Origin of the sequence: Tumidithrix elongata BACA0141 (assembly GCF_036349135.1) — a bacterium.
GTDB classification, from domain to species: Bacteria; Cyanobacteriota; Cyanobacteriia; order Pseudanabaenales; family Pseudanabaenaceae; genus Tumidithrix; species Tumidithrix elongata.
On the sequence record NZ_JAZBJZ010000108.1, the window covers coordinates 1 to 18,805 of the forward strand.

The 18,805-nt window shown below is 45.0% G+C and carries 14 protein-coding genes; 10 read left to right on the forward strand and 4 right to left on the reverse strand.

From position 1 onward, the window contains the following. The first annotated feature begins 227 nt into the window (after positions 1-227). A complete protein-coding gene (locus tag V2H45_RS20150) occupies positions 228-596 on the forward strand; it encodes a SnoaL-like domain-containing protein (RefSeq protein ID WP_330485476.1) in 369 nt (122 codons plus the stop codon). Positions 597-846: 250 nt separating this feature from the next. Here V2H45_RS20150 and V2H45_RS20155 read toward each other — a convergent pair whose 3' ends face one another. After that, positions 847-3,495, reverse strand: coding sequence for an O-linked N-acetylglucosamine transferase family protein (locus V2H45_RS20155; RefSeq protein WP_330485477.1), 2,649 nt, complete (start codon positions 3,493-3,495; stop codon positions 847-849). Positions 3,496-3,795: 300 nt separating this feature from the next. Between V2H45_RS20155 and psb34 the strand changes: the two genes are divergently transcribed. From psb34 to V2H45_RS20180, 5 genes are all read left to right on the forward strand, one after another. Then, a complete protein-coding gene (gene psb34 / locus V2H45_RS20160; protein ID WP_330485478.1) occupies positions 3,796-4,074 on the forward strand; it encodes a photosystem II assembly protein Psb34 in 279 nt (92 codons plus the stop codon). Positions 4,075-4,488: 414 nt separating this feature from the next. Then, on the forward strand, positions 4,489-4,731 hold the full coding sequence (locus V2H45_RS20165) for a hypothetical protein (protein ID WP_330485479.1): 243 nt from the start codon (positions 4,489-4,491) through the stop codon (positions 4,729-4,731). 38 nt (positions 4,732-4,769) lie between these two features. After that, positions 4,770-5,663: a class I SAM-dependent methyltransferase gene (locus V2H45_RS20170; RefSeq protein WP_330485480.1), complete on the forward strand. Its 894-nt coding sequence runs from the start codon at positions 4,770-4,772 to the stop codon at positions 5,661-5,663. Positions 5,664-5,864: 201 nt separating this feature from the next. After that, entirely contained in the window at positions 5,865-6,680 is an 816-nt protein-coding gene (egtC, locus tag V2H45_RS20175) for an ergothioneine biosynthesis protein EgtC (RefSeq protein WP_330485481.1), read from the forward strand. A gap of 26 nt (positions 6,681-6,706) precedes the next feature. Beyond that, the gene (locus V2H45_RS20180; RefSeq protein ID WP_330485482.1) at positions 6,707-7,171 is read left to right on the forward strand and encodes a hypothetical protein; all 465 of its coding nucleotides are present in this window, start codon (positions 6,707-6,709) and stop codon (positions 7,169-7,171) included. A 106-nt stretch (positions 7,172-7,277) separates the two neighbouring features. Here V2H45_RS20180 and trpD read toward each other — a convergent pair whose 3' ends face one another. Together trpD and thyD are read right to left on the reverse strand one after the other, a co-directional pair. After that, positions 7,278-8,312: an anthranilate phosphoribosyltransferase gene (gene trpD, locus V2H45_RS20185; RefSeq protein WP_330485483.1), complete on the reverse strand. Its 1,035-nt coding sequence runs from the start codon at positions 8,310-8,312 to the stop codon at positions 7,278-7,280. A gap of 154 nt (positions 8,313-8,466) precedes the next feature. Further along, entirely contained in the window at positions 8,467-9,387 is a 921-nt protein-coding gene (gene thyD, locus V2H45_RS20190) for a thylakoid membrane protein ThyD (RefSeq protein ID WP_330485484.1), read from the reverse strand. Positions 9,388-9,437: 50 nt separating this feature from the next. Between thyD and V2H45_RS20195 the strand changes: the two genes are divergently transcribed. From V2H45_RS20195 to V2H45_RS20210, 4 genes are all read left to right on the forward strand, one after another. Beyond that, positions 9,438-12,353 (forward strand): response regulator, encoded by a 2,916-nt coding sequence (locus V2H45_RS20195; RefSeq protein ID WP_330485485.1) that lies wholly within the window; start codon positions 9,438-9,440, stop codon positions 12,351-12,353. 180 nt (positions 12,354-12,533) lie between these two features. Further along, on the forward strand, positions 12,534-14,891 hold the full coding sequence (locus V2H45_RS20200) for an adenylate/guanylate cyclase domain-containing protein (protein WP_330485486.1): 2,358 nt from the start codon (positions 12,534-12,536) through the stop codon (positions 14,889-14,891). 293 nt (positions 14,892-15,184) lie between these two features. After that, the gene (locus tag V2H45_RS20205; RefSeq protein ID WP_330485487.1) at positions 15,185-15,583 is read left to right on the forward strand and encodes an Hpt domain-containing protein; all 399 of its coding nucleotides are present in this window, start codon (positions 15,185-15,187) and stop codon (positions 15,581-15,583) included. 7 nt (positions 15,584-15,590) lie between these two features. Next, on the forward strand, positions 15,591-16,844 hold the full coding sequence (locus V2H45_RS20210; protein ID WP_330485488.1) for a hybrid sensor histidine kinase/response regulator: 1,254 nt from the start codon (positions 15,591-15,593) through the stop codon (positions 16,842-16,844). A gap of 72 nt (positions 16,845-16,916) precedes the next feature. Here the strand turns inward: V2H45_RS20210 and V2H45_RS20215 are convergent, their stop codons facing one another. After that, positions 16,917-18,584, reverse strand: coding sequence for an iron uptake porin (locus tag V2H45_RS20215; protein WP_330485489.1), 1,668 nt, complete (start codon positions 18,582-18,584; stop codon positions 16,917-16,919). Positions 18,585-18,805: the final 221 nt, after the last annotated feature.

The window sequence follows — 18,805 nt, forward strand, 5'->3', positions numbered from 1 at the left end:
CTCTCTTTTTATTTTCGTTTTTCGTCTCTGACTGATTTTTAGAGGTGCCCAAAAGACTTAGGGGATTATGGCAGTTTTGTAGATGGCATATTTTGCGATCGGGATAATGCTCAAATTTATTCCTATTAGGAATAAGTCATATTCTCTTTTGCCATCTTCTCAAAATCAGTAGAATAAATCATCATAAATCCTGTGAGCCCAAAAGAAAAACTTCACAGGAGAAAACCATGAGTACGATTACAGCTACAGACCTGAGAGCAAACTTTGAAGAAATCAAGACCCTCGTTTTACAGGGTAAAGCCATGGAAGCTTTTGAAAAGTACTATGGCGAAAATGTCACCATGCAAGAAAATGAGAACCCTGCCACCGTTGGAAAAGCCGCAAATCGCGAAAGAGAACTAGATTTCTTTTCTAAAGTAACTGAATTTCGGGGAGCAGAGGTCAAAGCTGTTGCCTATGGTGAAGATGTAATTATTTCTGAATGGTTCGTTGACTATACCCATGCAGAATGGGGTAAGGTCACCCACGATCAAGTCTCTGTACAGCGATGGAAAGACGGGAAAGTAGTTCACGAACGTTTCTATTACGGCGCATAGATTGACTCCACTTGCAAAAAAAGCGGGGGTAGGTATCCTGCCCTCTCACTAAACCCTGAGACTCTCAATATCAATATGTCTAGTCTTCCCAAACTTAAACTAATTAGCCATAAGCTGTGCCCCTATGTCCAGCGTTAAGTAATTACACTCTTAGAGAAGCAAATTTTGATCGATTTTACTTGCCCGCAAATATCAGATAAACCGCATATTTGCAATCAACATATTTTCGTAGGCGATCGGCACCATACATTTAAGTACTTTGGTGATTCTCGACAATCGAGCAGAGCAAAGCATACATATCTTTGGCAAATCGCGTAGGATCCCATAAAGGTGATAAAGATTCAGTTTTTTTAGCTGTGGCTAACTGAGTGCAAACAGCATTGCGTAGATCTTTGTCTTGTCCGTAGCGAATTCCCCATTCCACATATTCTTGCCAATTGTGGCTTATTCCAGTATCAACGCCTAAGTTGTTTAAGTATGTAAGACCCAAGCGAGACATAAACTGACTTCCAGCTAAAGTGATGAGTGGTAATTCCATCCAAAGAGCTTCTAAACTGTGAACTCCGCCATTAAAAGGATAAGAATCAAGCAACACATCACCAATCGTATAGAAAGCTCTATGCATTTCTACTGTTGGTAGCAAATCGGAAAAATGGATTCGTTTAAAGTCAACTCCTTGGAGTTCGCATTCTTGGGAGTAGAGAGATTGAATTGCCTGCCTATATCCAAGCCCCTTATAGATAAGTATGCCATTGGGCACATGCTTGAGGATTTCGATCTGCGCTCTAACTGTGGTGGGGTTTAACTTATTTGGAGGCGCTCCAAACATAAATACGATTTGTTCGGGATCGATACCTAGTTGCTTGCGTTCTCGCAGTCGATCGATTGGCTCGTAATCAAAACCACTAATAGCTGTATAACAATTTGGCATTCTAAAAAGCCTTTCGCAATAGTGAATTTCACTGCCCTGTGGATGTGTGTGCCAGTCACCCAAAAAATAGTTCTGTTTGCTCAGGAAAGGCGCATCAAAACCGTTCCAAGTAATCTGAACTGTGGTTGGACGAGCATAAAAAATTTGAGCATGGCGAGGAAAACAAGATGAGTCTAGATCGATTAATATATCAAGATCGTCGTGATGAATCCGATCGATTAGTCGTCCAAGAGTACTGCCAAAATCAGAATCGTAACCATAAAATCTCTCCACTGCCTGCTGCAATAATTCGGTGCGATCGTCTGCATTAATACAATCTGTACCATAAAGAAAAATATGAGGTGTAACCTGAGACAGCGCACAAATAATATCTCCACTCGTCCAATTAGTAGCATGTCGGTAAAAATTGGGAGAGAGAAAACCTATTCTTAGATTTTTTCTTTTCTCTACTTCTCTTAAGGAAGGTTCTCTCATCTGAAGATAGATACTGCTAGGCTGGATAATGTGTTTAACGTATAACGAACCAATGTCTCTGAGTAGTTTTGCATTTTTAGGCAGATCGTCTCTGATGCTTGGAGTCCAAAAGTTTAAGGTGAAATATAGTGATAATGCACTTTCAGCATTTGCTTCAAAGGTGGAAAGCAAATATGCTTCCAATCCTAAAAATTTTGCCATTACGGCTTCATATTGCGTACTTGTAAAGAGGTATGTAACGATAAATGCTAAGTCGGTGCGAATGGGATCGGTACTACCGTGAAAATGACAGTTGAAAAGCGTTGCATCTTGCCAGAGTTTATATTCTTCATCAGTTAGACAGTTTCTTACTTGCGAAAAGTATCCATGTAATCGCCAATACACATCTGGGTCAGACTTGAAAGAACGAACGATGCGCAGAAGGATCTGTTTAGCCGTTTCAACTCGATTTTGGGCGAACATAATTTGATACAAATCCAGATACGCAGATATATAGTCTGGCTGAATTTCGATCGCTCTAAGTGCATGTGGTACTGCTTCACTTGCCCTGCCACTTTTGAATAATAGGGAAGCAAGATTACGATAGGCCGGAGCAAACTCTTCTTTAAAACTGACAGCTATTTCTAGATTTTTAATTGCCTCTACAATGTTGCCCTTTTGTTCGTAAACGAAGGCAATGTTTACATAGGCTTTAGTAAAGCTGGGATTAAAAGCGATCGCTTTAAGGTAGTTCGCCATTGCCAAATCGTACTGCTTTACCTTTAAATCTAAATTTCCTAGCGCAAAAAATGATTCCGCATCGTCGGGCTTTAAATCTAGGGCTTGGTGATAGGCGGCGATCGCTTGTTGCTCGCGATCGAGTTCTGCATAAATATTTCCCAAGGCGCAATACAATTCAGGGGATTTGGGATAATTGGAAATACTAACTTGGTAATATTCAAGACATGCCTGGGCAAATTCAGCGATCGGGGCTTGGTCTCCATTCGCAGCCAAGACTTGTTTTAGGGCAGGTAATAGAAATGGAACAGCAACTTCAGTGGGAGTTAGATGTCTTAGCAGATTTATGGCTTCAAGCAACAGATGTTTGCTGGAAGCAAAAACCCCTGCTTTGTCGGCTGCAATAATTAGCTGAAATAGATTCTGTAAATCTTCTGGAGTGCTGTCATGAATGTACATCCGCAACAGCCACCCTCGAGACCAATCATTTTTCCTCTCGTGTTTTTCTGCCTCTGTTATCAAGACCTGTAGTAATTCAGATTGTCCCTGTTCTATCCACTCTAATCCATCCTTCTCTAAACCAGATTGCCATACGATTTGGGCTTCTTCTTCTCGTCCATGTAAAAGCAGTGAAACCCCCAGATACCAATAATGATGGTTAACCTCTGGCTCAATCTCAATTGCCTGCTCGTATAGTTTAGCTGCTGTTTCATAATCTCCATTACTTAGGCATGCGATCGCCTGTTCGTGCCGTGCATTATACGAGTTAAAGGTCATAGGAAATCTTGTCTATGTAAAGCCAGTAATATTGTAGCCCTTAATTTGGATTCCCTCTCTCTATGCCTGCCCAAATTATGACTCAACTCGCATCGTTAAAAATGGCAAAATTCATAATGGTAAATAAAACTTAAGTGTTGAGAGGTAGGAATACCCTATATCCTTTGAAATCACTGCCATTTCCTCATTCAAAACCAAATCCGAAATGCGCTGAAACCTAGTTCCTGCATACATTTATTAACATGGGGATTGATGAGGAACATGCTATAATCTTTGTATAGAACTGAGAGGGAAATGAATATGCTTACCATGCAACCTCAAGAAATTGCAGAAGCAGATCGTCCTATTGCTGGCTCTGAACCACTCTCTGCTGAAGAAAGCGAAATACCCCTAGAGCATCTGCCCCTTGGCTATACAATGGATGAAACGGGTCTGCTCAACAACTACGCGATTCTTCCTAAGATTACTGAAGAAGATCCAGCTACAGCCGAATCGCAACGTCGTATTGTCAATACAATCTTTACCGCAATGTTTATGGTTGTGGTGATGGTATTGATTGCCGTGACGGTAAGTTTGTAGGCATTGGGATAAATCCCTGTCTATGAAGATAAACAGTTACAACTACGATAAACAAACAAGTTCCACTGTGGCGAACTTTTGTGCCAGACTTTGTTAAAAGGTCTCATTCGGTTCCCATTGGAATCATAGCAGGTAGCAATGTTATACGAGAACGATCGCAAAAGAATCCCTGCAAGCATCGGTGAGAGGTAAGGGCTAATTCTGAGCCGATTTCAAACCAATTTCGAGAAGGAGTGAAGAAAAGAATGCGAAAAATATATTGCTACGGCTCATGAAGGTGCGATCGCGCTTTTGTGAGCCAAGCTTTTTGGCTAAATCCGAGGCTGATTGACGAGTTGCACGAACGAGCAGATCCTAAAAGCAAGAAATGAACTTCGTTATTTGGAGAATTTAGATGAATTTGGAGGCAAGAACATGTTAATCGAACGTCCTAACCATGCAGAATTGACGCCTGATGAATTGCAAAGCCTAAAGAAACTGCATGCAGTCATCGATCGCGCGATCGCCGATGGCAAAATTTCTCAGTACGAAATGGAGTTAATCGATCGCACGATTCATGCCGATGGCAAGGTCTTAGTGGAAGAGTTGGCACTTGTGCGGCAACTCATTCAAGACAAATTAGATAGCGGTTTGCTCTCCTACGACTGGAGCAGCTAGAATAGTGGCAGAATTTTGATCGGGTTGTAGCAAAAATTATGCAAGATTGGAGTCAACTACTCAAAGACTTTCACGGGAAAGACCTAGCTCAAAGAAAAACTTGGTACGGCGAGATCGCAGAGAACTACAATCGCGTCAGACCCCGCTATCCCGCAGCAATCATCGCGCGTGCGATCGAACATGCGAACTTATCCACTCATGCGTCGGTTCCCGCCAAAATCTTAGAACTCGGCTGTGGTCCTGGCATCGCAACGCTCCCATTTGCCCAATTGGGTTTCTCTATGGTTAGCCTCGAACCCAATCTAGAGGCGAGTCAGATTGCCAAAGAGAACTGTGCCCAATATCCGAATGTAGAAATTCAAAATATCTCGTTTGAAGAGTGGGAAGTAGAAAGCGGCAGTATGCATCCCGATCGCGAAGCGTTTCCGAAGGAAATAGGGAATCGCTTTGATGCCGTTCTTGCTGCGACCTCTTGGCATTGGATTCCACCTGAGGTTGCCTATCCCAAAACATGGACTGCCTTAAAAGAAAAGGGTGCGCTGATTTTGTTGTGGAATACCCCACCCCAACTAAGCTACGAGATCTATCAAGATTTGGATCGGGTTTACCAAAACTTAGCTCCTTCGATTCCCCCCTATGCGCGATACGAGCCAGTGGAAACTCAGATCGACCACTTTGGCAAATTTGGTCAGGGCATTCTCGACTCTGGTCGGTTTACAAATTTGGTCTATGACAAGTTGGTATGTGAAGTCACCTATAGCCTCGATGACTATCTCGCGCTTTTGAGTACGCTATCCGCCTACATCGTGCTAGATCCCGAAACCAGAAATACTCTGTTTGAAGGGTTAAGAGCAGAATTAGAAAAAATCTGTGGCGATCGCCTTCCACTTTCCTATGTCTCAGCTTTGCATGTCGCGCAAAAAATAGGCTGATTTCCCGCAATATTTACCCGAGGGGGGTGAAATTGAGATTGTCTGAATTCGATTGATTGGCTGAGCGAAACCAAAACCAAGCATTTCTACTCACGCATCAATTCCCAAGTTTTGGCAAAACTCGCTACACTAATATATTCGGCGATCGCTTATGAATGAACGTGGATCCGTCGAAATATTTCTAAATTCAGTAAATACATCATGTGTCGCTTACTTGGCTACTTTGGCCAACCTACCTTGCTAACCAATGTGTTAGAGGCTCCCGAGCATTCTCTCATCGTACAGAGCTATCAGCCGCGCGAAATGACCGCAGGGCTTTTAAATGCAGATGGGTTTGGCATTGGTTGGTATCACGCTCACCATGCTGACCAAAACTCAGCCCAATATGCTACCGAGCCCTATATCTATAAAAACACCTTACCGATTTGGAACGACATTAACCTGCCCCATCTGAGCCGCTATATTGAGTCGGGTTGCGTACTAGCGAATGTGCGTAGTGCTACCCCCGGACTCGCCGTAGACTTGAGCAATTGTCAGCCCTTTCGCCACGAGCAAATTCTCTGTATTCATAACGGCTTTATTGATAATTTTCGGCGATCGCTTTATCGTCCAATTCGCAACCAACTTAGCGACCAGTTTTATCAGGGCATTCACGGCACGACCGATTCTGAGCATATCTTCGCGTTGCTTTTGTCAAATCTAGAGCTTTTAGGTAAAGCAAATTTAGCCGAAGCGTTGCAAAAGACATTGATCCAGATCTTGATTTGGGCAAGAGAATTTGGCGTATCGGCTTCGCTAAACGTGGTAATTAGTGACGGTCATCAATTGGTTGCTTCGCGCTGTGCTACCCATTCCCCTGCACCATCGCTCTATTGGTTAAAGCAAGATTCCCGCCTTCCTAATGCAGCGATTGTAGCTTCTGAACCATTGTTTGAGAATGCCGCATGGCTACCGTTTGAAGAGAATACAATCCTAGCGATCGAACGCGATCGCCATACCTCAATTCTTTATGTCTAGAATGATTATCGTAGCGTCTCAAACATATGGATGCCTCCTGTCTCAGCCAAGGTAAGTACCCAATGCAACCCAGTAGGGTAAAAACACGATGTCAATGGGCTGCCTATTCTATATTTCTCTTGATGCTACTGCCTGCTCCAGCCTCAGCACAATCAATCCCTGAGGGCGATCGCTACGGTGACTATTACAAAAATGAAACGCCCGTTCAAGCAGCATCTCGTCAAAACAAGCTCAGCCCCGGATCGTTGTGGACAGTGGTTGCTACTTGGTTAAATTGTCGTCGCCAGCCTAGCCTCAATAGTCCTGTCTATCGCATTTATCAAGAAGGAGATCTTTTAGAGGTAGAAGTCTGGCGAGGGGGCTCAGATGAGGTTCTGATTAATGCGATCGATAGCAATGGAAAGCCTTGGATGCCAGTGAGGGGAAGGAACCTAGATGACAAGTGTTATGTAAGGGCTAACGCTCGATACATTCAGCCAGTCACGAAATAGCTCCTTACCCGTGATATTTAATACCAATTTCTCTAAAACTTGCTACAGATCGAGTTTTGGATTCCGCGCAGAGTGCGGTCTTTTCGCTCTATGGCAACATAAATGTTTATTCCAAAAATTTCACTAGATTCTCAACTTTCTGCCACGCCGCACCACTATGCACGATCGCCGCAGCCTTCTCTACGCCCTCTGCCCATGTTGTTGCAACACCTGCCACGCGCAAAGCCAGTCCGCTATTGAGGGCAACACAATCCATCTGGGCTTGCGTTCCCTTTCCTTGCAGAACTGCGCGTAAGATTTCGGCATTCTCTTGCACGTTTCCACCTTTCAGGAAAGCGATCGCTGCATGAGCCAATCCAAAACTTTGCGGCGCGATCGCTTCTTCCGTCACCACACCATCTTGCAAAAAGGAAATATCGGTAATATCGCCCAAACCTGCTTCATCCATGCCCTCGCGACTGTGGAGTACTACTGCTCGTTGACGACCGAGTAAGCGCAACGCCTCAGCGACCACATGGGTGAGTTGGCGATCGTAAACGCCCAAAACCTGCGCTGAGGGATTGAGTGGATTTACCAAAGGGCCAATCAAATTAAACACAGTGCGAATGCCCAGACTGCGGCGAACCGTCGCCACGGCTTTCATGGCAGGATGCCAATGAGGTGCAAATAGGAAGGTGATGCCGACAGATGCGATCGCCGCGTGAATCTTATCCGTGGGTGCGCCCAGATTAATGCCCAAAGCTTCCAACACATCCGCAGAACCCGAACGACTCGAAACAGCTCGATTGCCATGTTTCGCTACAGGAACTCCTGCTGCCGCCGCCACAAATGCCACCGCTGTCGAAATATTAAAGGTCTCAGCGCCATCCCCACCCGTTCCACAGGTATCCAATAGATAGTTAGGATTGCTCGTTGCCCCATCCCCAACGCTCACAGCGGAATTTTGCAATACTCCAGCGATCGCAGCTAGTTCTACCGCATCGACGCCCTTACATTGTAAAGCTGTGAGAATTGCCCCTGATTGTTCGGGTGCGATCGCGCCATCTAGCCATCCCTGCATCAAAGCCGTAGCCTGTTCCGCAGTAAGCGATCGTTTTTCGATCAGTTGTTTGAGAATATCTGTCCAGTTTTGTGCGCTCATAAATTTATATCCATCAAGAAGCGAATGAATTCTTTCCGTTTTTTAAGTCGAAGTGTATATGCCCATCATCGATCCGAAAGGCTTCGATCTATCTGCCCGATCGCTATCGTAGGGGCAATGCATGCATTGCCCCTACGATGGGAGTTAATCCTTCCTATCCTAAAATCTGTCGTAAGGCTGACTCTAGAGCGGGATAAGCAAATGAGAAGCGGTTAAGGGTGGCTTTTTGCGGCAAGACCTTTTGACCGCCTAAGATTAAGGTCGCAGATTCGCCTAGCAAAATTAATAAAGCTGCCGCAGGTACTGGTAAGAGCGCGGGACGACCCACTACTTTTGCCAGAGTCTTTGTCAGCTCCTCGTTGGTGACTGGGTTTGGGGCTGTGGCGTTCAGAACGCCTACAATCTGACTATTGGCGATCGCAAACAAAATCAAACTGACCAAATCGTCGCGATGAATCCACGAGAACCACTGTTTCCCCGATCCAATTTTGCCACCGATCCCCAACTGAAATAGCGGCAAGATTTTTCCTAACGTGCCACCATAGGCAAGCACGATGCCAATTCTTAGCTTGACCAAGCGCACCCCAAAATTTGTGACTGGATTCGCCGCCGCTTCCCAAGCCTGACAGACCTCTGCTAAAAAGCCTTGTCCCTCAAAACTATACTCATCAAAACTTTGGGTCTCATCATCACCGTAATAGCCGATCGCACTACCACTCACTAGAACCTTAGGCTTCACGGCTGCGGCTTGAATTGCCTCAACTAAAACCTTGGTGGTTGCAGCCCGACTTTCAATAATTTCTTGTTTGCGCTTTTCACTCCAGCGTTTTTCGACAATCGGAGTACCCGCTAAGTTGACGACAGCGTCGCATCCAGAGATTGCACTCGTCCAAGTACCTAGCTTTAGAGGCGTATAGCCCACAATTTCAACATTTGGGAAAAATTCCTTGGGGAACTGGCGTGTTGCTTTTTCGGGGTTACGAGCCAATACCACAACTTGATTGCCAAGTAAGTGTAACTGCTCAACTAACCTAACTCCTACAAATCCAGTAGCCCCCGTTACAATAACTCGCATCACAACTTTCCTAAGCTAGTACATAGCTAACAATTTTAGCCCCATAGCGTATGCAAGCCCAACTCTCCTCCAAGCCGAAACTACTCATTATTGATGATGAGGCAGACAATCTCGATCTATTACATCGAACTTTGTACAAAGACTACAAGGTATTTAAGGCAAATAATGGGCTAGAGGCTCTGGACTTGCTCGCAAAAGAAGAAGACATCGCAGTAATCATTTCCGATCAGCGCATGCCTATGATGACTGGTACGGAGTTATTTAGCCGTGTAGCTGTAATCTATCCAGACACGATCAGAATTCTTTTAACTGCCCATACCGATGTGCAGGATTTGGTCGAAGCGATTAACTCTTCTAAGGTATTCAAATTTTTAACCAAACCCTATAAACAAGAAGAACTGATCAATACAATTCAACAGGCTGTGAAAACCTACAATTTATTGAGGATGCGCACTTCACAGTTGGAAACCGATCTAAAGGATGCCGAAGCGAGATATCGCAGCATTTTTGAGAATTCGGTGGAAGGGATTTTTCAAACCACGCTCAATGGCTATTATTTGATTGCAAACCCTATGTTGGCAACGATCTATGGCTATGAGTCTCCACAACAACTGACCCAAAATATTACGAATATTGGGCATCAGCTCTACGTCAGTCCCAATCGTCGGCAAGAGTTTATCGATCTAGTCAGAGCACATAAAACCATCTCAAATTTTGAATCGCAGATCTATCGTCGAGATGGTACGAAGATCTGGATTTCAGAGAATGTGAGAGCTATTCACAATGAAGAAGGGGAGCTAATAGGCTTTGAAGGCACGGTGCAGGATATTACCCAGCGCAAGCGAGCGGAGGAGGAAGTCAAGCTCTTACAAACGATGACGATGGAAATTAGCGTTGCTAAGGATTTCAATACAGCACTAGAAATTGCCCTTCGCAAAATTTGTGAGTTTACGGGTTGGGTAGTGGGCGAAGCCTGGATACCTAGTACGAATGGCTTACACCTCAAACACAGTCCCGCTTGGTATTGTAGTATCGATGGCATGGAAGAGTTTTATCGGCTCAGCCAACACATGGTATTCCCCACAGGGATTGGCTTTCCTGGGCGCGTTTGGGAATATAAGCATCCTGAATGGATATGGGATATCTCCCAAGAAACAGAACTCGGTTTTTTGCGAAAGTTTGTTGCCTTAGAGGCAGGTCTCAATGCGGGTTTAGCGATTCCGATCTTGGCTGAGACCAAGGTGGTTGCAGTGATCGCGTTTTTTATGAATACCCCCAATGATGAAGATCAGCAACTGGTAGGTCTAATCAGTGCGATCGCCACCCATTTGGGTTTACTGATGCGCCGCAAACGCGATGAAGAGGAAATTCGCATTGTCAACGAAGAGCTGGCTCTGGCAAGGGATGAAGCCTTAGAAGCCAATCGTACCAAGAGTGCCTTTGTTGCCAATATGAGCCATGAGTTGCGCACGCCCCTAAATGCAATCATTGGCTACAGTGAGATGCTGCAAGAAGATGCCGACGATTTAGGACTAGAAGATTTTCGAGACGATCTCCAGAAAATTTATACCGCAGGCAAACATCTACTTAGCGTCATTAATGACATTCTCGATATGTCAAAAATTGAGGCGGGCAAAATGGAGATGTTTGTGGAACGCTTTGATGTGTTGAGCCTTGTTAATGACACGGTGAATATGATTCACCCCCTGCTAGAGAAAAATGCCAATACCCTCGTTTTAGACTACGATCGCCAAGTTAACATCATGGAATCGGATGTAACGAGATTACGCCAATCCCTATTTAATCTACTGAGTAATGCCTGCAAATTCACCCAAAAAGGAACCATTGCGATTCAGGTTCAGCGCGAAGTAGACAGCGATCGCGCTTGGATTAATTTCAGTGTTAAGGATTCAGGGATCGGGATTAGCCCTAGCCAGCTCGAACGCCTGTTCCATCCTTTTACCCAAGCCGATAGTTCTACAACCCGTCAGTTTGGTGGCACTGGTTTGGGGTTGGCAATTAGTCAAAGGCTCTGTCGGATGATGGGGGGAGATATCTTTGTCGAAAGCGAATTGGGAAAAGGCTCTGTCTTTAGAATTCGCTTACCCGAACAACCTAATAAATCCGTTACTTCTCCGATGCTGATTGCAGCCCCTGAGACAGTAAAATCCCTCCCTTCGATTTTGGTGATCGATGACGATTTGGTCGTACACCAACTTTTAGAGAGAGCCTTAGGAAAGATGGGACTATTTGTCTACTCTGCCTTTGAAGGTAAAGATGGGGTGAAACTAGCACAGGAAATCAAACCCAGCGCTATTATTCTTGATGTGATGATGCCCAGCATGAATGGTTGGGAAGTGCTCACAGCTCTCAAAGCCGATCCTGACACTGCCAGCATTCCAGTTGTAATGTTGACAATTATGGACGATCGAGATTGTGGCTATACCTTGGGTGCTACGGATTATTTAATTAAACCGATTAACCGCGATCGCCTCATTTCAACGGTAAATAAATATCGTTCCCTTGAAATCGTATCAAACCAAAGTAATCTTAAGGGTTCCAAAATCTTACCCAACTCTGAGAAACCTTGCATTTTGGTGGTTGAAGATGATGCGAATGTTCGGCAAATGATCGTTCGCATGCTAGAAAAAGAGAATTGCAGGCTCTTATCCGCAAAGGATGGGTATGAGGCGCTAGAAATTGTGTCTCAAGTCTCACCGCAACTGATCCTGTTAGATTTAATGATGCCTGAAATGGATGGTTTTGAGTTTATCAATCGTTTGCGCCAGCAACGTGATATACCTCAGATGCCAATCGTCGTAGTTACCGCTAAGGACTTATCCCAAGAAGATAAATTGCGATTGGGGGGCACTGTCCAAAAAATCCTACAGAAAGGTGCCCATAGTTGCCCGCAATTGATTGATGAAATTACCCTACTTTTGGATAAGTACGGTGTACTAAAGTGAGTGCATGGGTATGTTCATTGCTATGATGCTATTTTCTCACTATCTCCTTGCGGCGGAACGCATAGCGAAGATAATCTCCATGTCATCTCCATGTCATCGAGCAACCATTTAGATAGTCGGCTTCAAGAGACAACCTATCAGCCAAACAGAAAGCTCCCCTCTTTAAGAGCTATTCTGATAGTGCCATTTGTTGTTCAAATTGTCGCGGCTGTAGGCTTAACGGGCTGGTTATCGGTACGAAATGGACAAGAAGCGATTAACGAGCTAGCACCCCGCCTCAGTCAAGCAGTTACCCGTAACATCGAAACCCATGTGCGGGAATATACCAACACGCCCCATGTAATCTTGCAAGTGCAACAGGCAATGGTGCAGGCTGGCAATATCAATTTAGAGGATTTCGATCGCTTAAAAACCCTGTTTTGGCTGCAGGCTCGACAGATTTCTACGATCGATCTGCTTTATTTTGGCAACCCCAAGGGTGATTTTATTGGGGTTGGACGTTTACAGAATGGCGGATTAACAGAATTAATTCGCGATCGCACGACGAACGATCAGCGGCAGGTCTTTAGCCTAGACGAACGGGGCAAACGCTTGGCATTGCTGAAATCTAGCCCATACGACTCTCGCACGCGGATTTGGTACAAAACGGCAGAGCAAAAGCGTCAGGCAGCCTGGAGTCCCATCTACATGTTTGCCGCGCGCCCCATTTTGGGCATCACCGCAGTACAGCCCATTTATGGGAGTACGGGTGACTTGCTCGGCGTGTTTGCCTTTGATGTGACACTTTCCCAACTCAGTGACTTTCTCAGAAGTCTCAAAATCAGCGAAACAGGTCAAGCATTTGTAATTGAGGCATCAGGAAATCTCGTGGCTACCTCCACAGCCGAGCCCCCCTTTATGACGACTGCGACGGGACAGCAGCAGATCAAGGCAATCCAGAGCAATAATCAAATGCTGCGCGCTGTAGCGCTACAAGTTACTCAGAAGTTTCCAGACCTAACGGCAATTCAACAACCCGAACAAGTTACGGTTGACCTCGGGGGCGATCGCCAGTTTGTTCAAATCACCCGCATTACCGATCTCAAAGGCTTAGATTGGTTCTTGGTTGTGGTGGTTCCAGAAAGGGACTTTATCGATCAAATCAACGCCAATACACGTTCGACCATCCTTTTATGCGGGTTGGCACTGGTCTTAGCAACGATTGTGGGAATCTTTACCTCTCGCTGGATTGCTCAACCCATCTTGCGTTTGCGGGATGCCTCTAGAGCGATCGCACAGGGAGAACTCAATCAAACCGTGAAAGTCGAAAGCGTCCAAGAACTCGCCGCCCTAGCCGTATCTTTTAATCAGATGGCAGGTCAATTACAGGAATCGTTTACGGCGTTAGCCCAAAGCAATGAAGCCTTAGAGCAAAAGGTAGAGCAGCGAACCCTTGAATATAAATCTACGGCGGAGGCTTTACAGGTTAGCGAAGCCGCTTTAAAAGCACAAGAAGCCTATCTCCGTTTAATTCTCAATAACATTCCCCAACAGGTATTTTGGAAGGATACCGATCTGGTGTTTCGCGGTTGTAATAAAAACTGGGCGATCGCCTCAGAAATCGATGATTCGGGCTTTGTGATTGGTAAAACAGATTATGACCTGCTGCTCGATCGGGAGATGGCTGAGGAATTTCGCGCCCAAGACCGTTATATTTTAGAAACCAATACTCCCCAACTACATATCGTTCAAGCTAAGGTCAATCCCGACCAAGAAGGAAAAACCGTTTGGTTAGACATTAGTAAGATCCCCATTCAAAACGACCGAGGGGAAGTGATTGGAATCTTGGGTGTCTTAGAAGATATCACCGAGCGCAAATTAGCACAGGAAGCCCTGCAAATAGAACAGGAAAAGTCAGAGCAGTTGTTGCTCAATGTTTTACCCAAAGCGATCGCCGATCAACTTAAAGAGGGGCAAAGCGTGATTGCCGATAGCTTTGAAGCCGTAACGGTACTGTTTGCCGATCTCGTGAACTTCACCAACCTCTCTGCCGAACTATCGCCCCAAGATGTGGTCAGCCTGTTAAATCTGATTTTCTCTACCTTCGATCGGCTCTGTGCTACCTATGGTCTAGAGAAAATTAAAACGATCGGCGATGCCTATATGGTGGCGGGGGGCGTGCCAGTTCCCCGTGCCGATCATGCCGAAGCGATCGCAGAGATGGCTCTAGATATGTTGGGAAAAATTACCGAGCTTCAGGTGCTTACAGGAAAGCCACTAGAGATTCGTGTAGGCATCAATACGGGTATGGTTGTGGCGGGCGTGATTGGTACGAGAAAATTTATCTACGATCTCTGGGGCGACACCGTGAATATTGCCAGTCGGATGGAATCACAGGGAGAAATGGGTAAAATTCAGGTAACCGAACAAACCTATGCTCACCTCAATCATAAATATGAGTTTGAAGAACGCGGTGCGATCGCGATCAAGGGTAGGGGCGCAATGCCAACCTATTGGCTCTTGGGGCGCAAATCCCAAGCTAAAAGTGCTAAGGCATAGGATCCACTGTTATCTGATTTTTTTTAGATATATTATTAGATCGTATAAACAAACATTCACCCATCGACCTCACCCTATCGGGTCATCGCACTCAACCGATCGCATGAGGTTCAAGTCTCTGAGAAATGTAATGATCGTGGGTTATAGGGGTAGTAAATCTTGCCAGTTCAGGACTCACAAAGCCTGAGGGTCTAAAGGGAAAGGTCAGTCCCCTTTTCTAAAGCTCAAAACCTACCTATACCTATGGATCGCTGATATTTTAAGGGTTTGAAAATGATGGGGTCAGTTACGATATGAATAACGATACTGTCAATGATGAAAACGATAGTTCGCCGGTTCTAGATCGATCTTTTTTACAAGAGATTTTTGCCCTAGCAGGCGCTGAACCTGAGGCATTTTTAGTGGAAATGATCGATTGCTATCTAGAAGCAACTCCCAATCTAATTGAGGCAATTCAAAATGCGATCGCGGATTCAGATCTAAATGCCTTGCAAAGAGCTGCACATACCCTCAAATCCAATAGCGTTTCGGTAGGCGCTTGTGGACTTGCCAATTATTGTCAACAGCTAGAAGCGATCGACAAATCGGATAGTATTAAATCTCAAGCTAAAGTACTATTACAGGAGATGGAGATCCAATATCTTGAAACAAAAGAGGCATTACTGATTGAGCGTCAGAGATATCAGCCATAAGTAAACCATGATAAACAGTTTAAGCCCCAAATCTCAGCAATTTGAGCCTGCGCTAGTTTTAATTGCAGATGATGAGAGTCTCATGCGAATGCAGATTCGCAGAGTGATGGAAGAATCAGGTTATCAGGTCGTTGAGACTTCCAATGGCGAAGAGTGTTTACTTACCTATGTGCGATTACAACCAGATATCGTCTTACTAGACGCTGTAATGCCTGAGATGAATGGGTTTGAGTGTTGTAAGCGATTGCAAACTCTCCCAGAAAATCATCATGCTCCTGTATTGATGATTACAGGACTAGATGACAAAAAATCCGTCGATCTTGCCTTTAATTCTGGCGCAACGGACTATGTGACAAAACCCATCCACTGGCCAGTACTGTTGCATCGCGTGCGACGACTCTTGAAACAATCCCAAGTTTACCGTCAACTAGAAGAAACCAATTACACCTTAGAACTGCACGTACAAGCTCGGACGCAGGAATTAGAAGCTGCCTTACAGCGCTTACAGTTTGAAGTGGAGGAACGTAAAAAGGCAGAGGGACAAGTGCGCCAATCTCTTGCCAAAGAGAAAGAACTTAGCGACATGAAATCCCGTTTGATAAATACGCTCTCCCATGAATTCCGCACGCCCTTATCCCTCATATCGCTTGCCTCAGAATTTTTGGAAATGAAGCCCGATCTTCCCGAATCTGAGAAGCGATCGCGGAAGTTCTCTCAAATCAGAGCAAATGTCAAACGCATTACCCGTATCTTGGATGATGCTCTCACAATCAACCGCAGCGAGTCGGGGAATATTCTCTTTCATACAACATCCGTAGACTTTGTAAGCTTCTGCCAGCGATTGGTGGCAGAATGGCAGTTTCTCAAAGAGGAAAAGCACGAACTACAATTTCAGGCTGAAGAAATCTCCTCTACCATACCCATCGACATGGGGCTATTGGAACAAGCCCTAACCCATTTATTTGTGAATGCCATTCGCTATTCTCCAGAAGGGGGAGAAGTGCAGATTATCGTTACGGCTCAACCAAGTTTCGTCAGTTTTCGAATTTGCGATCGCGGCATTGGGATTCCAGAAGAAGATCGACCTAAAATCTTTGATAAGTTTTACCGCGCTAGTAATGCCAATAGTATTCCCGGTTCGCCAGGTGCGGGCTTAGGTCTATCGATTGTGAAGCAGGTGATCGACTTACATGGCGGGAAAATCCAAGTTGAGAGCGAGCTCGATCGCGGCACAAAAATGACCGTCATCTTGCCGAGGTAGGAGTATTATCCTCGGTCTTTAAATTGGTATTAATTTCTTTTGTAAAAAACTTAAGAAAAGCGATCGCCAAGACTAGAAACTAAACGTGGTGCGAAGCGTTCCAGTCGTCACCGTGCCGCTGCTCGCAGTATTCCCGGAATTAAACACAAACCCCACTCCGGGCGTAATGCTGATATTTTTAGAAATGGGGTAGCGATAGAAAAAATCAACCTGGTATCTCAATAAGTTAGGAAGGTTGATATTGCCGCTGAGGTTGCTGTTCGATATGTTGGGAGGTTGCCCGACAGATAACCCAGCTTGGTCGCCTTCTTTAAATAAATGCAGGAAATTGACATAGGTTATCCAGTTAAACGTGCTGACCGACCCAAAGAAACTCGCATTCTGAATGGTAGAAGTAGTAAATCCGACCCAACCGCCGAAGTTTAACTTGTCGGTTGCTCGCCAACCCAACGAACCACCAAAAGCGTTGGTATTAAAGTTTAAAGCCACATTTGTAGAAAAGGGAATGCCAAGAAACTGATCGAGTGGACCATAGGAATTGAGATAGTAAAGTCCTGCACCAACGCCATCGAAGAGGGTCGCTGCAAGCTGAACCCCTATTGAGGTCGGACCGCCAAACAAACCACCATCCCCAGAGGCACTCGCAGCATTTCCAGCGGAATAAACACCATGCAAGCTCAAGTCTCTGCTAATTCGCCAAATTAAACCCAAACCTGCATCTCCAGCATTGAGACCGATGATGGGGTTGCGCTGAGAAAAAAGAGCAATGGGACCACTGCCTTCAGTCTGAATTCGGTTTGTACCTTGGAACACGCTAATGGCATTGACTCCATTCGTACCGACCATGATTTTAAGGCGATCGCCCACAGGATAAAAGGTGTAATGGAGGTCAGTTAAAGCTGCTGATTGAAAACTTGCTTGAAAACTCGTAAACAAGGTACTATTGTCAGAAAACCGCGTTAACAAGCTGATCTGGGTGCTTCCGCGAAATGTCAAATTTGTTGCTGGAACGGGAGTCGAAGAACTAGGGGTAAGCGGAATACTTCCATTCAATATAAAGACTGTCTGTCCAGAAAGTTTAGTCGTTGTAGAAAACTGTTGTGCCTCCATTTTTGTAGTTTTGGCTTCTAGTGCATCTACCCGTCCGTGCAGGGTTGCAATTTCAGACGCAAACTCTTCTTGCAGCTTTTTCAATGTAGCGAGGTCTTCTTTGCTGACTTTGTCTGTTAACCCAGCAGAGATAATTTCGTTAATTTTGTCTAGACAAGCATTCAAACCAACGGCAAATTCATAGCGACTGAGGGCGCGGTTGCCGCGATAGGTGCGATCTGGATAACCTGCGATGCAACCATAGCGCTCGACCAGAGATTGCAAAGCAGTAAATGCCCAATCAGTGGGGCGGATATCGCTCAGATGCGATACGGATGTAACATTCTGCGATGTTTTTTTGGAAGGAGGCGAGATCTTCTCTTGGTTAATTCTTTGAAGCAGCACCGATTCGTTTGATGTTGCTGGCACGGTAATAGTCTGGTCTAGCGGACGCCGAGTCATCGGATCGTTACCGATCGCTCGAATCAAACCAGAATCGGTTTTATTGGCAGCGGGTGGCTTTTTGGCTTGAGCAATGCCTACAACGAGTGTAGAAGATACTATCGTCGCGCCCAGGCATAACAAACTATTACCCAGTTTATATTCCAACTGAAATTTACTCTGATACCTTATATTCACTTTGCTTCTCATCCTGCCTATAGGGAAAAATTCAAAATTGGAAATGTAGCGATCCAAAAATTGTCGTCTGACTCGATATACATTTTCCCTTTCGCACTGAAGGCATCTACGGAAATCTGCCATATTGCATTCTGTATACTGTGAGAAGAAATCAAGTAACCCTTATTATTCCAGCCGTTTCTATAGAACCCATTTGAGATCTTAAGAAGTGGCTGCAAGTCTCTTCAGCATTA

Bases quoted from the DNA above. Each gene is read 5' to 3' on its own strand.
- V2H45_RS20150 (WP_330485476.1), top strand. From the start codon at position 228: ATGAGTACGATTACAGCTACAGACCTGAGAGCAAACTTTGAAGAAATC.
- V2H45_RS20155 (WP_330485477.1), bottom strand. From the start codon at position 3,495: ATGACCTTTAACTCGTATAATGCACGGCACGAACAGGCGATCGCATGC.
- psb34 (WP_330485478.1), top strand. From the start codon at position 3,796: ATGCTTACCATGCAACCTCAAGAAATTGCAGAAGCAGATCGTCCTATT.
- V2H45_RS20165 (WP_330485479.1), top strand. From the start codon at position 4,489: ATGTTAATCGAACGTCCTAACCATGCAGAATTGACGCCTGATGAATTG.
- V2H45_RS20170 (WP_330485480.1), top strand. From the start codon at position 4,770: ATGCAAGATTGGAGTCAACTACTCAAAGACTTTCACGGGAAAGACCTA.
- egtC (WP_330485481.1), top strand. From the start codon at position 5,865: ATGTGTCGCTTACTTGGCTACTTTGGCCAACCTACCTTGCTAACCAAT.
- V2H45_RS20180 (WP_330485482.1), top strand. From the start codon at position 6,707: ATGGATGCCTCCTGTCTCAGCCAAGGTAAGTACCCAATGCAACCCAGT.
- trpD (WP_330485483.1), bottom strand. From the start codon at position 8,312: ATGAGCGCACAAAACTGGACAGATATTCTCAAACAACTGATCGAAAAA.
- thyD (WP_330485484.1), bottom strand. From the start codon at position 9,387: ATGCGAGTTATTGTAACGGGGGCTACTGGATTTGTAGGAGTTAGGTTA.
- V2H45_RS20195 (WP_330485485.1), top strand. From the start codon at position 9,438: ATGCAAGCCCAACTCTCCTCCAAGCCGAAACTACTCATTATTGATGAT.
- V2H45_RS20205 (WP_330485487.1), top strand. From the start codon at position 15,185: ATGAATAACGATACTGTCAATGATGAAAACGATAGTTCGCCGGTTCTA.
- V2H45_RS20210 (WP_330485488.1), top strand. From the start codon at position 15,591: ATGATAAACAGTTTAAGCCCCAAATCTCAGCAATTTGAGCCTGCGCTA.
- V2H45_RS20215 (WP_330485489.1), bottom strand. From the start codon at position 18,584: ATGAGAAGCAAAGTGAATATAAGGTATCAGAGTAAATTTCAGTTGGAA.